Source organism: Bradyrhizobium sp., from assembly GCF_035484855.1.
In the GTDB taxonomy this organism is placed as follows: domain Bacteria; phylum Pseudomonadota; class Alphaproteobacteria; order Rhizobiales; family Xanthobacteraceae; genus Bradyrhizobium.
Genome location: NZ_DATHOP010000289.1, coordinates 1 through 13,352, shown reverse-complemented (window position 1 = coordinate 13,352; position 13,352 = coordinate 1). Strand labels below are relative to the sequence as shown.

At 65.1% G+C, this 13,352-nt stretch carries 12 protein-coding genes; 4 read left to right on the top strand and 8 right to left on the bottom strand.

Annotation, left to right across the window (positions count from 1 at the left end; translation table 11 throughout):
* Positions 1-131 precede the first annotated feature (131 nt).
* Entirely contained in the window at positions 132-1,142 is a 1,011-nt protein-coding gene (locus VK804_RS32745) for a polyprenyl synthetase family protein (RefSeq protein WP_325752442.1), read from the top strand.
* Between the two features lie 2 nt (positions 1,143-1,144).
* On the top strand, positions 1,145-1,774 hold the full coding sequence (locus VK804_RS32740) for a LysE family translocator (RefSeq protein ID WP_325752443.1): 630 nt from the start codon (positions 1,145-1,147) through the stop codon (positions 1,772-1,774).
* A 103-nt stretch (positions 1,775-1,877) separates the two neighbouring features.
* On the opposite strand, the gene VK804_RS32735 is transcribed toward VK804_RS32740, so the two are convergent.
* From VK804_RS32735 to VK804_RS32725, 3 genes are all read right to left on the bottom strand, one after another.
* Positions 1,878-2,762 (bottom strand): 4-(cytidine 5'-diphospho)-2-C-methyl-D-erythritol kinase, encoded by an 885-nt coding sequence (locus VK804_RS32735; RefSeq protein WP_325752441.1) that lies wholly within the window; start codon positions 2,760-2,762, stop codon positions 1,878-1,880.
* Between the two features lie 29 nt (positions 2,763-2,791).
* Positions 2,792-4,576, bottom strand: a complete 1,785-nt coding sequence (locus tag VK804_RS32730) for a tetratricopeptide repeat protein (RefSeq protein ID WP_325752440.1) — start codon at positions 4,574-4,576, stop codon at positions 2,792-2,794.
* Positions 4,577-4,837: 261 nt separating this feature from the next.
* On the bottom strand, positions 4,838-6,496 hold the full coding sequence (locus tag VK804_RS32725; RefSeq protein ID WP_325752439.1) for an electron transfer flavoprotein-ubiquinone oxidoreductase: 1,659 nt from the start codon (positions 6,494-6,496) through the stop codon (positions 4,838-4,840).
* 145 nt (positions 6,497-6,641) lie between these two features.
* On the opposite strand from VK804_RS32725, the gene VK804_RS32720 reads away from it, so the two are divergent.
* Both VK804_RS32720 and VK804_RS32715 read left to right on the top strand, forming a co-directional pair.
* Positions 6,642-7,457, top strand: a complete 816-nt coding sequence (locus tag VK804_RS32720) for a uracil-DNA glycosylase (RefSeq protein ID WP_325752438.1) — start codon at positions 6,642-6,644, stop codon at positions 7,455-7,457.
* A gap of 194 nt (positions 7,458-7,651) precedes the next feature.
* A complete protein-coding gene (locus VK804_RS32715; RefSeq protein WP_325752437.1) occupies positions 7,652-9,208 on the top strand; it encodes an amidase family protein in 1,557 nt (518 codons plus the stop codon).
* 30 nt (positions 9,209-9,238) lie between these two features.
* Here VK804_RS32715 and VK804_RS32710 read toward each other — a convergent pair whose 3' ends face one another.
* The 5 genes from VK804_RS32710 to VK804_RS32690 all read right to left on the bottom strand — a co-directional run.
* Positions 9,239-10,747: a glycosyltransferase family 39 protein gene (locus tag VK804_RS32710; protein WP_325752436.1), complete on the bottom strand. Its 1,509-nt coding sequence runs from the start codon at positions 10,745-10,747 to the stop codon at positions 9,239-9,241.
* A gap of 148 nt (positions 10,748-10,895) precedes the next feature.
* The gene (locus tag VK804_RS32705; RefSeq protein ID WP_325752435.1) at positions 10,896-11,639 is read right to left on the bottom strand and encodes a ribonuclease HII; all 744 of its coding nucleotides are present in this window, start codon (positions 11,637-11,639) and stop codon (positions 10,896-10,898) included.
* Between the two features lie 83 nt (positions 11,640-11,722).
* Complete coding sequence (locus tag VK804_RS32700) at positions 11,723-12,013, bottom strand: DUF1778 domain-containing protein (RefSeq protein WP_325752434.1); 291 nt, start codon at positions 12,011-12,013, stop codon at positions 11,723-11,725.
* A 310-nt stretch (positions 12,014-12,323) separates the two neighbouring features.
* Entirely contained in the window at positions 12,324-12,716 is a 393-nt protein-coding gene (locus VK804_RS32695; RefSeq protein WP_325752433.1) for a hypothetical protein, read from the bottom strand.
* Positions 12,717-12,730: 14 nt separating this feature from the next.
* Positions 12,731-13,352, bottom strand: a 622-nt coding sequence (locus tag VK804_RS32690) for a radical SAM protein (RefSeq protein WP_325752432.1), incomplete at its 5' end; no start/stop codon positions are given.

Sequence of the window (13,352 nt, the reverse complement as noted above, 5' to 3'; positions counted from 1 at the left end):
CTCTCCTCTGCCGGCCCGGTGCGATGGCCACGCGGCGCGTGTCAACCGCTTCATGCCCTTGCCGCGCCAGCCGGCACTTTCTATTGTTATACCTAAGGATAGGGCCAATTGGGCAAATGGTGGAGACCAGCGTGGCGGTTATTGTACCCTTCGAAAGTCCCTCGGGCGCTTCGATAGATCAGCTGGTCGGACTTGTCGCCGCCGACATGGAGCGCGTCAACTCTACCATTTTGTCGCGCACCGGCTCGGAAGTCACCATGATCCCGGAGGTCGCCAACCACCTGATTTCCTCGGGGGGAAAACGGCTGCGCCCGATGCTGTCGCTGGCGATGGCAAATCTCACCGGCTATTCCGGCGACGGCCATATCAAGCTCGCGGCCTCGGTCGAGTTCATGCACACCGCCACCCTGCTGCATGACGATGTGGTCGACGAGAGCGAATTGCGGCGCGGCAAGCTGTCGGCGCGGATGCTGTGGGGCAATGAGGCCAGCGTGCTGGTCGGCGACTTCCTGCTCGGCCAGGCCTTTCGCATGATGGTCGAGGTCGGATCATTGCGCGCGCTCGACATCCTGTCGTCGGCGGCGGCAACCATTGCCGAGGGCGAAGTGATGCAGCTCGCCGCCGCAAAGAATACCGCGACCACCGAGGACGAATACCTCGCCGTGATCCGCGGCAAGACCGCTGAATTGTTTGCCGCCGCCTGCGAGGTCGGCCCCGTGATCGCCAATCGTCCGAAGGCCGAACAGACCGCGTGCCGCTCGGTCGGCATGAATCTCGGGATCGCGTTCCAGCTGGTCGACGACGTGCTCGACTACGGCGGCAAGGCGGCCAAGCTCGGCAAGAATGTCGGCGACGATTTCCGGGAGGGCAAGATCACGCTGCCCGTGGTGCTGGCGTTCCGCCGCGGCAATGATTCCGAGCGCGCATTCTGGACCAGGGCGCTCGAGCACGGCGAGATCGGCGACGGCGATCTCGATCACGCCATCGGGCTGATGACCAAACACCGCGCGCTCGAGGATACCATCAGCCGCGCCCAGCATTACGGCGCGATGGCGGTCGATGCGCTGGCGCTGTTTCCGGGCTCGCCCATGAAGAGCGCGCTCGAGCAGGTGGTGGCGTTCTGTTTGGCGCGGTCGCATTGACCGTGAGCGGCGCCAATTTTTCGCTGTTCCTGCTGGCGGCGCTGGTCATTGCCGCCGTTCCAGGGCCCGGCATTTTCTACGTTGCGGCGCGGACGTTATCTGGCGGCAGGAGGGCGGGCATCGCATCGACGTTTGGCACGGCATTGGGCGGAATGGTGCATGTCGTGGCCGGCGGCCTCGGCGTCTCGGCGATCGTGCTCGCCAGCGCGCAGCTCTTTACTGGTCTGAAGCTCATCGGCGCGCTCTATCTGATCTGGCTCGGCATCAAGACCATCCGCGACGCGAACGATGCACCGCCGCAAGAGGCGGGCTCTACCGGCCCGGAACGCGCCTTCCGCGACGGCATCCTGGTCGAGGCGCTCAATCCAAAGACCGCAGCGTTCTTCCTGGCGTTCATTCCGCAATTCCTGGACCCCGCCGCCGGCCATGCCGGTCTCCAGTTCATGGCACTCGGCCTGATCTCGGTCTCGCTCAACACGATTGCCGACGTCATCGTGGTGGTGGCAGCCTCCACCGCCCGCGCGCATCTGGTACGCCGACCGGTCTTCGTTCGGCGATTGCGGCAGGGCTCTGGACTTTTCATGGCCGGGCTCGGGATTTCGCTGGCGCTGGCGCGACGACCAAATACGTAGGGTGGGTTAGCCGAAGGCGTAACCCACCAAACGCGCCGGTGTTGCCTCGTAATGGTGGGTTACGCTGCGCTAACCCACCCTACGATATTCTCCACTCCGCGAATTAGCTCAACACCCCGGCATGCACCCACCATCCGGGGTGATCGAGCCGGATCTTCTCGGCGGCGCGGCCGGCCTCGGCGGTGTTTTCGAAGATCGCAAAGCAGGTCGCGCCCGAGCCCGACATCCGCGCCAGCCAGGCGCCGTTGCTGGCGTTGAGCGCGGCGAGCACCTCGCCGATCACGGGCTGGATGCGCATCGCCGGCGCTTCGAGATCATTGGCGCCGCCAGCCAGCGCTTCGACCCAGTCTTCGAGCGAAGCGCCGTCTTCCGGCCAGGCGGTGGCCTGCAGCACATCGGCTGCGCCCACCAGCAATTCGCCGCTGCGCAGGCCCAGCGCGTCGAACACGTCCCTGGTCGCCACCGGCACGCGCGGATTGACCATCACGCAGGGCATCTTCGGCAAACTCAGCGGCATCAGGGTTTCGCCGACGCCGGTCATGACGCAGGCGCGCGAGGCCAGGCACACCGGCACGTCGGCGCCGGTCATCTGCGCGACCTCGATCAGGCGCGCATCGTCGATCGCAAGGCCGTTGGCGCGCGCCAGAAGCCGCAGCGCCGCTGCGGCGTCCGCCGAACCGCCGCCGATGCCGGCAGCTACCGGCAGCATCTTGTCGAGGATAAAATCGCCGAGCGTGAGGCCGGCGACGCGCTCGCCGAGCAGCTGCGCCGCCTTGAACACGAGGTTGTCGGCACCCTCGCCGCAGGCCTGCGCCAGCGGCCCGGTGGTTTTGAGATGTAGTTCGGACCCGGGCGAAAGCGTGATCCGGTCGGCGCAATCGGCGAACGCGACCACGCTTTCGAGCTCATGGTAGCCGTCAACCCGCCGGCCAATCACCCGCAGGGTCAGGTTGACCTTGGCGCGCCCGTCCTCGCTCAGCGCCGGCATCGCGATCACACCTCGATCAAGCCGAGCGATCAGCCGCCCTTGCCGTCTTCTTTTTTCTTGTCGGCGGAGGCGGCCGAGGAGGAGGCATCGTCGGGCAATCCGTTTTCGATCTTGGCCTCGATCTTCGGCAGGTCTTCCGGCTCGGGCTTCAGGTCGCGGGCATGCGCCCACTGGAATTTGGCTTCCAGCGTGCGGCCGACGCGCCAATAGGCGTCGCCGAGATGGTCGTTGATGGTGGGGTCCTCGGCCCTGAGCTCGACCGCATGCTCGAGATTCTTGACCGCGTCGTCGTAATTGCCGATGCGGAAGTAAGCCCAGCCGAGCGAGTCCACGATGTAGCCGTCGTCCGGGCGCTGCTCGACGGCGCGCTTGATCATCTTCATGCCTTCGTCGAGATTGATGCCCTGATCGATCCACGAATAGCCGAGATAGTTCAGCACATGCGGCTGCTCGGGCTGCAGTTCGAGCGCCTTGCGCATGTCGACTTCGGCCTTGCTCCACTGCTTGGAGCGCTCCTCGCAGATGCCGCGATAATAGAAATAGACCCAGTTGGCCTTTTCGGTGCCTTCCGGCAGGCCGTTGAGGCCCTGGGTGTAGGTCACCGTGCAGTCGGCAAACTTCTTGCGGCCGCGCTCGATATTGCCGAGCGCCATGATGGCTTCGACATCCTTCGGATCTTCCGCCGCCACACCTTTGAGGATCTTGATCGCCTCCTCGCTGCGATCGGCGGCATCCAGATCGGTCGCCAGCAGAACCTCGGCGTTGCGCTTCAGCGGCGAGGACGCCGGCATCCGCTCATAGACCTTGATCGCCATCTGCGGCTTCTTCACCGATTCGTAGAGGTCGGCGAGCGACAACAGCGCCATCGGATGATTGGGCGCGAGATACAGCGCCAGCTGCAGATAGACCAGCGCCAGATCCTCGGCGCCGCGGCGCGTCAGCGACGAGCCGATGCCGTAGAGCGCCTCGGCGGCGCCGGCTTGGGCCGAATCGACCAGCGGCGGCAGCTTCTTGCCGGCCTTGGTTTCGCGGATCCCTTCGAGCACCAGGGGATGCCGCGGCAGCTTCTTGTCGTAGGCTTCGTAGATCGCGGTCGCCGCGGCGTCGTCCTTGTTGCGCGAGAGCCAGCGCGCATAGTCGTCGGCCACGCGCAGCATGGAATCCTCGAGCTTGTAGGCCCGCTCCAGCCGGACGCCGGCTTCCTTTTCCTTGCCCGCGAGCTCGAGGATCATGCCGGAATGCAGATCCTTGAAGATCGGATACCATTCGGGTCCGGTCAGCTTGTCGATGCTGGCAACCGCGCCCTTGGTATCGCCGGCGCCGTAGCTGGCCCAGCCCGACAGCAGCGTCGCCACCAGGTCCGTGATCGGGCCGCGGATCGATTGATTGATGTTGAGCTGGGCGGCGGCATATTTCTTCGCCTTCAGGTCGCGCACGCCGAGCACGAGGCGGGCGACGCGATTGGACTTGTCGACCGTCAGGATGCGCTCGGCGAGCTTGACGCCCTCGTCGATATCGCCGTCGGCGAGCGAGGAAATGAAGGCGCGGTCCAGAAGCTCGTTGTTCTTCGGATCGGTGCGGAGCGCCGAACGGTAGAACGCCGCCGCGGAAGCCGCGTCGTGTTCGACATTGGCGTGCCGCGCCGCCAGATAGCTGCCCGACTGGGTCAGCGATTTCAGGTCGTGGCTGGTCGGGAACTGCGCCGAATTGTCGGAGGGATGGTCGGGCGTCTGCGCCGAAAGCGAGGCAGGCACCGCGAGCGCGGTGATGGCGAGTGCGGCAATCGTCGAGCGATTGAAACGAATGGAAAGCATCACGGTTCGCCTTGGCTCCAGGGTTGACGGCAAGATTTACGGCAAGATCTCAAGATCTTATGGATCGTCTCGAATGCGAACCCAACCGGCAGCATCGTAGCCCGCGACAATGCCGCTTTTGGCGTTCAACCGCAAGGATACGGCCTGGCGAATCGACTGGCAGGAACGCCTAGGGTGCCGCCGACCGCCTGCAAAGGCTTTCACTGTGGCGGTATCGTGGCCGGCATCCCTATCCGGCCACCATGCCTCACGCAATCGTGGTCACATCGCCTCGTAATTCGGTCCGCCGCCGCCCTCCGGGGGCACCCAGGTGATGTTGCCGTTCGGGTCTTTCACATCGCAGGTTTTGCAATGGACGCAGTTCTGGGCGTTGATCACGAAGCGGGGACCTGAGGTCTCCTCGACCCATTCATAGACGCCCGCCGGGCAATAGCGGTTGGAGGGGCCGGCATAGACATCGTGCTCGGAGGTTTTTTGCAGGTTCATGTCGGCGACCTTCAGATGAACCGGCTGGTCCTCCTCGTGGTTGGTGTTGGACATGAATACCGACGACAGCCGGTCGAAGGTGAGCTTGCCGTCCGGCTTGGGCGAAGCGATCGGCGCATGCGCTTTCGCCGGATCGAGCGTCTTGCGGTCGGGCTTGGCGTGCGACTGGGTGCCGAACAGCGAGAAGCCGAGTGTGTTGCACCACATGTCGATCCCGCCAAGCGCCACGCCAATCACGGTGCCGAACTTCGACCACAGCGGCTTGACGTTGCGCACCGGATACAAGTCCTTGCCGACCGGCGAGGCGCGCCAGGCATTCTCGTACTCGACCAGTTCATCATTGGCCCGGCCGGCGCCGAGCGCGGCATGGACGTGTTCGGCCGCCAGCATACCGCTGCCGATGGCGTTGTGCACGCCCTTGATGCGCGGCACATTGACAAAACCCGCCGCGCAGCCGATCAGCGCGCCGCCGGCGAAGGTCAGCCGCGGCACCGATTGATAGCCGCCCTCGGTGATGGCGCGCGCGCCATAGGCGAGCCGCTTGCCGCCTTCGAAAACGTTGCGGATCGCGGGATGGGTCTTGAAGCGCTGGAACTCGTCGAACGGTGACAGGTACGGGTCGTCGTAGTTGAGATGCACGACGAAGCCGATCGCGACCAGGTTATCGTCATAGTGATAGAGGAACGAGCCGCCGCCGGTCGAATTGTTCAGCGGCCAGCCGAACGAATGCTGGATCAGGCCTTTCTGGTGCTTGGCCGGATCGACCTGCCAGACTTCCTTCAGCCCGATGCCGAATTTCGGCGGCTCCGAGTTGGCGTCGAGCGAGAATTTCGCAATCAGCTGCTTGGTGAGGCTGCAGCGCGCGCCCTCGGCGAACAGCGTGTATTTGCCGAGCAATTCCATGCCGCGCGTATAGGATGATTTGTGCGAACCGTCCTTGGCGACGCCCATGTCGCCGGTAGCGATGCCGCGTACCGCGCCCTTGTCGTCGTAGAGCACTTCCACCGCCGCGAAGCCCGGATAGATCTCGATCCCGAGCGCCTCGGCCTTGCGCGCCAGCCAGCGGCAGACATTGCCAAGCGAGCCGATATAACAGTGATGATTGTTCATCAGCGGCGGCATCGCAAAGCCCGGCAGCGGGATCGCGCTGCCTGCAGTCATCCAATAGAACTTGTCGATCTTGACTTGCGTCTTCAGCGGGCAGTCGGCGTCCTCGCGCCAATCCGCAACGAGCTTGTCGAGCGCGACCGGATCGATCACCGCGCCGGAGAGGATGTGCGCGCCGACCTCGGAGCCCTTCTCGACGACCACGATGGTGAGATCGGCATTGAGCTGCTTCAGCCGGATCGCCGCCGCAAGCCCTGACGGCCCGGCGCCGACGATCACGACGTCGAATTCCATGGATTCGCGCGGCGGCAATTCTTCGCTGCTCATGATCTGGTCCCGGCCCGGTTGAGAACTCCCTATATACGTCGTTTGTCCGATTTTTCAGCCGAGAACAACCATGGAAATGGCGGCTGAGGCGTTTCGCTGCAGCGCGATCCGGCCTAGATTGGATGGATGTTCCAAGCCCCACGCCATGACGCCTGAGCGCACACCCACCGTACGCGAGTTGCTCGCCTTCTACCTGGAGGCCGGCGTCGACTGCGCGCTGGCGGAAGAGCCCGCCAACCGGCTCGCCGATCCCGACCTCGTACCTGTGGCGAGCGCAGCCGCGCCGCCCAAGGCCATCCCGGTGGCTGCCCCGGTCCCGGCCGCGCGCGTCGAGGCGGCGCAGGCACCGGAGGCGGCGATCGTCTCCGCGCGGGAAGCGGCGCGCACCGCGCCGACGCTGGAGGCGCTGCGGGAGCTACTGGAAAATTTCGACGGCTGCGCGCTGAAATCGACCGCCACCCGGCTGGTGTTTTCCGACGGCAATCCCAAGGCGCGGATCATGTTCGTCGGCGAGGCCCCCGGCCGCGAGGAGGATCTCGAGGGCCTGCCCTTCGTCGGGCGCTCGGGAAAGTTGCTGGACCGGATGATCGCGGCGATCGGGCTCGATCGCTCAAAAGCCTACATCGCCAATGTGATTCCCTGGCGGCCGCCCGGCAACCGCACGCCGACGCCGCAGGAGACGCAAATCTGCCTGCCGTTCATCCAGCGCCAGATCGAACTGGTCGATCCCGACGTGCTGGTGACGCTCGGCAATCCCTCCACGCAGACCTTACTGGGAACACGCGAGGGCATCATGAAGACCCGCGGCCGCTGGTTCGACTACGACACCGGCACGCGAACGATCCGCGCGCTCGCCACCTTCCATCCGGCCTATCTGCTGCGCTCGCCATCCTACAAGCGCATGTCGTGGCAGGATTTGCGCGCGATCGCGAAGGCGCTGGAGCAGGCTGCATCATCCTGAGTCCCGCGACGCTTTCAGTCCGCCGTCATGGCCGGGCTTGTCCCGGCCATCCAAGTCTTTCTTTCCACCAAGCGCGTCAAGACGTGGATGCCCGGGACAAGCCCAGGCATGACGAGTTTGCTGAATAAAAGCCACTGCACTCGACACCATGCTTCGACACCCTTACCGTTCACTCCAAGAATGGGAGCAGCGACGTGAGCAAGAAAGCTGTAGTCGGCAAGAAGCGCATCTCGGCCACAACCGGGGCGAGAACAAAATCAGGGGTCAAGATCCCGGGCCGCACCGCCGCCGCTGCGAAGGCTGCGTCAAACAAATCCGCCAGGATGCGACCGCCCAAGGGGCCGGTCTGGCAATGGTCGGCGGGCGAAACCGCGGCGGCGATCCGCTCCGGCGCGATTGCCGCGGTCGAAGTCCTCGACGCGCATCTGGAGCGCATGCGCGCCGTCAACCCAAAACTCAACGCGGTGGTCGTCGACCTTTCGGAGGAAGCGCGCAAGGCAGCCATGGCCGCCGACAAGGCGCGAGCAAAGGGCCGCGAACTCGGCCCGCTGCACGGCGTGCCGATCACCATCAAGGAAAACGTGGACTACGAAGGCCGGCCCAATCCCAATGGCGTGCCGGCGCAAATGAAGATCATCGCGCCTTCCGATGCGCCGGTGGTGCGCAATCTCAAGCGCGCCGGCGCGATCGTCATCGGCCTGACCAATACGCCCGAATTCTCGTTCCGCGGCTTCACGGACAATCCGCTGCACGGGCTGACGCTGAATCCCTGGAATCCCGATATCACCTGCGGCGGATCGTCGGGCGGCGCCGGCGCGGCGGTGGCGGCCGGCATCGGAACGATCGGGCATGGCAACGACATTGGCGGTTCGTTGCGCTGGCCGGCACACTGCAACGGGATCGTTACCATCAAGCCGACGCAGGGCCGGGTCCCCGCCTACAACGAGAGTTCGGCGACCGAGCGGCCGATGATGTCCCACCTGATGTCCGCGCAGGGACCGCTCGTGCGCAGCGTCGCCGACGCAAGACTCGCGCTGGAAGTCATGAGCCAGCGCGATCCGCGCGATCCCTGGTGGGTGCCGGCGCCCCTGACCGGGCCGAAGCCGAAACGACCAATCAAGGTTGCGCTGGCGAAGTTGCCCGCCGACATGGATGTCGATCCCTCGGTGCGTGCGGCGCTCAGGCAGAGTGCCGACCATCTCGAGCGGGCGGGCTACCAAGTGAGCGAAGTCGAGGTGCCCGCCATCGACGGGGTCTGGCAGACCTGGTGCGACATCATCGCCAATGAAGTCGCCGTGATGCAGGAAGCCGGCATGCTGGCGGTGACCACGGGGGATTTTCACACGGCCTGGGGCGGCATCAAGGCGAAGTCGAAAGCGTGCGACCTGGTGGGCTGGATGCGCTTGACGGCCGCGCGCAACACGCATATCCGCGCCTGGCAATTATTCCTCGAGGACCATCCGGTGGTGCTTGCGCCGACGACGGTGAAGCCGACGCCCGGTCCGCGCGCGGACGCCGTCAGCGTGGAGCGTGCGAGCGAGCTATTCTGGAACGACCTGCGTTTCATCTCGGCGATCAACGTGCTTGGCCTGCCGAGCGCCGTCGTGCCCGTGGCGCTGCACGAGGGCAGGCCGATCGGCGTGCAGTTGATCGCAGGCCGCTACCGCGAAGACCTCGCGCTCGACGCTGCGGCGGCGATCGAGAAGCGCGTGGGAATGCTGGTGCACCGGCTGTGGCAACGGATGGACTGAACCACGGCTTGAGCAAAGCTGCGCTCGCGGCTACGGCGCCTTCGGCCGCACGATGGCCCAGCCGATCCGCAATAGCGGCTGCCGTCCGTTGACAAACCATTCGAACGCGCGGGGCACTTCCGGCACCAGGCCCGGAAACCGTTGCGCGATATCGGGGGGCGGGGTGCCGACCGTATCCGATGCGCGCCAGACCACGACGCCGCCGTTGCGGTAGAATTTCGGCAAGCTCAGCCACGGCGTCCGCTCCGGCGCCGCGTCGAGCAAAAGGTGCGGACGGCCGGCGTCCAGCGCGATCAGGGCGGCGAGCTGCGGATCGCCGCTCACCGCCCGCAGCGGCTGGTTGGTGCGGCGCTCAAAACTGTCGCCGAAAAAACGCCCAATCGCCCGCGCCGGCAACGACGTCGCCACCTCGCCGCCGCCGGTCCAGGGCAGAAACAGCGTGGCGGCAAATGCCACCAGCGCAGGTGCAGCGATCGCGGCGGCCCAGACCGAGCGCAACAGGCGCTGGCGCCGCAAATAGACCAGGTCGCCTGTCGTCACGATCACGGCAAGTCCCGACATCAACAGCGCGACGCCGGATCCGCCGGCGACGCCATCCAGATTGAAAACTCCGGAGATCAGGCTTCCGATCAGCGCGGGCGCCAACGCAAAGCAATAAACATACTGCCGCGCCAGGGGATCGACCGGCGGCCGATAGATGATCGGCGCCTCTTCCGGATTGCGATCGAACCAGCCGGAGTTGAGCACCGAGAGCAGCACGATGCCCGACAGCGCCGCCAGCAAGCCGCCGAGCAGCACGGCGGCGTGCAACGCGCGTGCGCTCAAATCCGCGATCGCGGGCCAGGGCGGCAGCGAAAGCGTATCGGCCCGGATCAGCCAGATCAGGTAAGGCAGTGCCAGCACGACGATGACCAAAAGCGCGAACAGCGGATCGAACGACATCAGCATGCGCCGCCCGCGCGCGGTGGCGAGCGTAAATCCGGCCAGCAGCAGCAACAGGCCGATGGCGGCCGGGCTCGTCAGCAGCAGAAGTCCGGCTTCGATCGACCATGCAAACCACACGTTGCGCCGGTTCTGGCCGATCAATTGCCAGGAATGCAGCAGCAGCAGCGCCCACAGCGGGCGCGCCGCTACCTGCGGGCCGAACTCGAGCCCGGGCGAGGCGAACACCACGACCGTCAGCGTCAACAGCACCGCGAGCACCGCCTGCTGGCCGCCGACAATGGCGCGCGCCAGCCGGTACAGGGTCAGGAAAGTGACGACCGAGCAAAGCTGCGCCAGCAGATAGACGCCGAGCATGTGATTGCCGGCGGCGCGAAACGCGATGTCCGCGAGCCAGAATGCCAGCGGCGGCCCGAGATCGGTTCCGACCTGATATTCCCGGCCATAGGCCAGCACGGTCGCAAGCTCGCCGGGAGGGCTGCGATACAGAAGCAGCGCCACCACCAGCCACAGCGCGGCCTGCAGCAGCACCACGATCCATACCACCAGCCGCGGCCGGGCGCGGATCAGTTCGATAATCAGGGAAGTGAAACGCATGAACCGTCCGGAATGGCCAACGCCTGCCCCTCAGGCGGCGTCATTCGATCTCGCAGGTGTGATAGAGCGCGTGAGCCGCCGAGGCAACCATGGCGTTGTCGAGCGAAGCGGGCACCGCTTCGCGTCAAGAAACGCGTCCAGCAAGGCATCAGATTCCGGCCGAAAGCCCGACGTCGACCTGCGCTTCCGTCGCGACGACGCCCGGTTCGAACGTCATGGCGAGTTGCCTTTCCCGTGCGGCCACGACCGGTGCAAACAGCCGGCGGTGATGCACGGTGGGTCCCAGCCGGGCGAGCGCCTCCAGATGCTCCGGCACGCTATAGCCTTTGTGGGATTCGAAGCCGTAGCCGGGGCAATCCTGCGCCAGCGCGCACATCAGGCGGTCGCGCGTCACTTTGGCTATGATCGAGGCCGCTGCGATCGAGACCACCAGGCCATCGCCGCCGATCACCGCCTCGCAGTCGCACGGCGTGTCGAGCCGGTCGCGGCCGTCGACGAATACGTGTTTCGGCAGCTCCGGCAGCGCGTGCACCGCGCGGGCCAGCGCCCATAGCGAGGCGCGCAGGATATTGTCGCGATCGATCCGTGTCGGAGGCGCTAACGCCACCGCAAACGAGGCGGTGGCGCAAATCTGCTCGAACAGTTCCTCGCGGCGCTCGGGCGTCAGCCGCTTGGAATCGTCGATGCCCTTGGGGATCCGCTTCGGATCGAGCACCACGGCCGCGGCCACCACCGGGCCCGCCAGCGGCCCGCGCCCAGCCTCGTCGCAGCCGGCCACCGGCCAGACCCCGCGCTTAATCAGCGCGCGCTCGCGGCGAAAACTCGGCGACGCGACGGCGATCACGCCCTTCGCAGGTTTGGCCGGATCGTCCCTGGATTTGTCCCGAATCATGGCCGGGATGGTTGCGCAAGCGAAGGCGGCCGCGCAACCGGGAACTCGGCGCAATTCCCGCTATTCAAGTAAAGATCCTGGCGTCACGGCTCGCTCTTGGGATCGAACACGGAAGGTTTGCGAAACAATCGCTCGAGGCGGGGATGACGGCTTGGCGACGCGTCCAGCGCGGCAACAAAGGCGTCCCATCCCTTGCCATCGAGCGTAAAGATCCGCCGATCGGCAAGCCGCTCCTCGGCCTCGCTGAGCGCGGTGTCGAGCACGAATTCGCTGACGGACTTGCGTTCGACGGCTGCGGCCGCCTGCAAGGTCTGCTTTGCGGCGGGGCTCAGGCGAATACCGAGTTTTTCCGTTCGATTGGTGCGCAGGATCATTTTGCCTCCTGATCGGAAGGACAGCATAATCTGCCAGACGATGTTACGACAAACAAAATGGGAGAACGGCTCGCTTAGGTCTTGGCCGGAACTAGACGACCGATTCCATGAAACCGGTCGTTTCCAGGCTCTCGAACCTCATCCTGAGGAGCAAGCCTTCGCCCCAAGGGCGACGGCTTGCGTCTCGAAGGATGGCGGCTTGCACGGCCGTCGCCCGCGGCCATCCTTCGAGACGCATCGCTCATGCGATGCTCCTCAGGATGAGGTTCGGGAACGATGCCGATATGATTCGAACTTCGAAATCGTTGAACTATGTTTGGGGCTTCATCCCGAGCCGCTGGCCGCACATGCTGCCGTACACACCCAGCAGCCCCGGCACTCCAACGCCGGCATTTTGATCTTCGGTATCGAGCCGCTGCACGATCCCGGCAGCAGATGCGATGACGGTGACTTTGCAATAGCGCGTACTGGCTGTCCCAAAACCTCTGTCGGTAGCGATGTCGGTCACCGCCGAAAGCTGCCAGATATAGGAGCTTTGGCCGCTGTTCATCTTAAACACGCTTGTCGGCGGTCCGAACCGAACGACCAGCGCATCGACGTTCTGTCCGATGTATCGATCGCCCAATCGGGCGACGACTTCCTGCTTCGACGCGGCGCAACCGCACAGCGCGGCGCACAGCGCCACAATCGCCAGAAAACGCATAACCCGGTCTCCAACTAGAACAGGCTGAGTTGCTCCCCGCTCCGCTTGGGCTTCGCGAAATGGTCGGTGGTCAGTTTCGAGCGCCGCTTGTTGAGCCCGAGTTTCTCGCAGGCGATCTCGAACCTGCGTCCGATCATCCAGGCCATCGGACCGGTGCCTTTCATCCGCGTGCCCCATTGCGAGTCGTAGTCGCGCCCGCCCCGCATGTCGCGGATCAGGGTGAAGACATGGCGGTAGCGATCCGGATAATTCGCCATCAGCCATTCGCGAAAGAGATCGCGGACCTCAAGCGGCAGGCGCAGCAGGACGTAGCTCGCTTCCTTAACGCCGGCGTGGGCCGCCGCATCCAGAATGCGCTCGATCTCGCTGTCGTTCAGCGCCGGGATGACCGGGGCGACCATCACGGTGGTTGGAATTCCGGCTTCGGAAAGCTGCCGCAGCGCCTCAAGCCGCCGTGCCGGCGTCGATGCTCTCGGCTCCATAGTGCGGGCGAGCTGCGCATCCAGCGTCGTCACCGAAATCGCCACCTTGGCGAGATTGCGCTTGGCCATCCGTGCCAGGATATCGATGTCGCGGGTCACCAGCGCCGATTTTGTCACGATGCCGACCGGATGCGAGGCGCGGTCCAGAACCTCC

Coding starts and splice junctions, on each gene's coding strand:
- VK804_RS32735 (WP_325752441.1), bottom strand. CDS start 2,762: ATGCCGGCGCTGAGCGAGGACGGGCGCGCCAAGGTCAACCTGACCCTG.
- VK804_RS32730 (WP_325752440.1), bottom strand. CDS start 4,576: ATGCTTTCCATTCGTTTCAATCGCTCGACGATTGCCGCACTCGCCATC.
- VK804_RS32725 (WP_325752439.1), bottom strand. CDS start 6,496: ATGAGCAGCGAAGAATTGCCGCCGCGCGAATCCATGGAATTCGACGTC.
- VK804_RS32720 (WP_325752438.1), top strand. CDS start 6,642: ATGACGCCTGAGCGCACACCCACCGTACGCGAGTTGCTCGCCTTCTAC.
- VK804_RS32710 (WP_325752436.1), bottom strand. CDS start 10,747: ATGCGTTTCACTTCCCTGATTATCGAACTGATCCGCGCCCGGCCGCGG.
- VK804_RS32705 (WP_325752435.1), bottom strand. CDS start 11,639: ATGATTCGGGACAAATCCAGGGACGATCCGGCCAAACCTGCGAAGGGC.
- VK804_RS32700 (WP_325752434.1), bottom strand. CDS start 12,013: ATGATCCTGCGCACCAATCGAACGGAAAAACTCGGTATTCGCCTGAGC.
- VK804_RS32695 (WP_325752433.1), bottom strand. CDS start 12,716: ATGCGTTTTCTGGCGATTGTGGCGCTGTGCGCCGCGCTGTGCGGTTGC.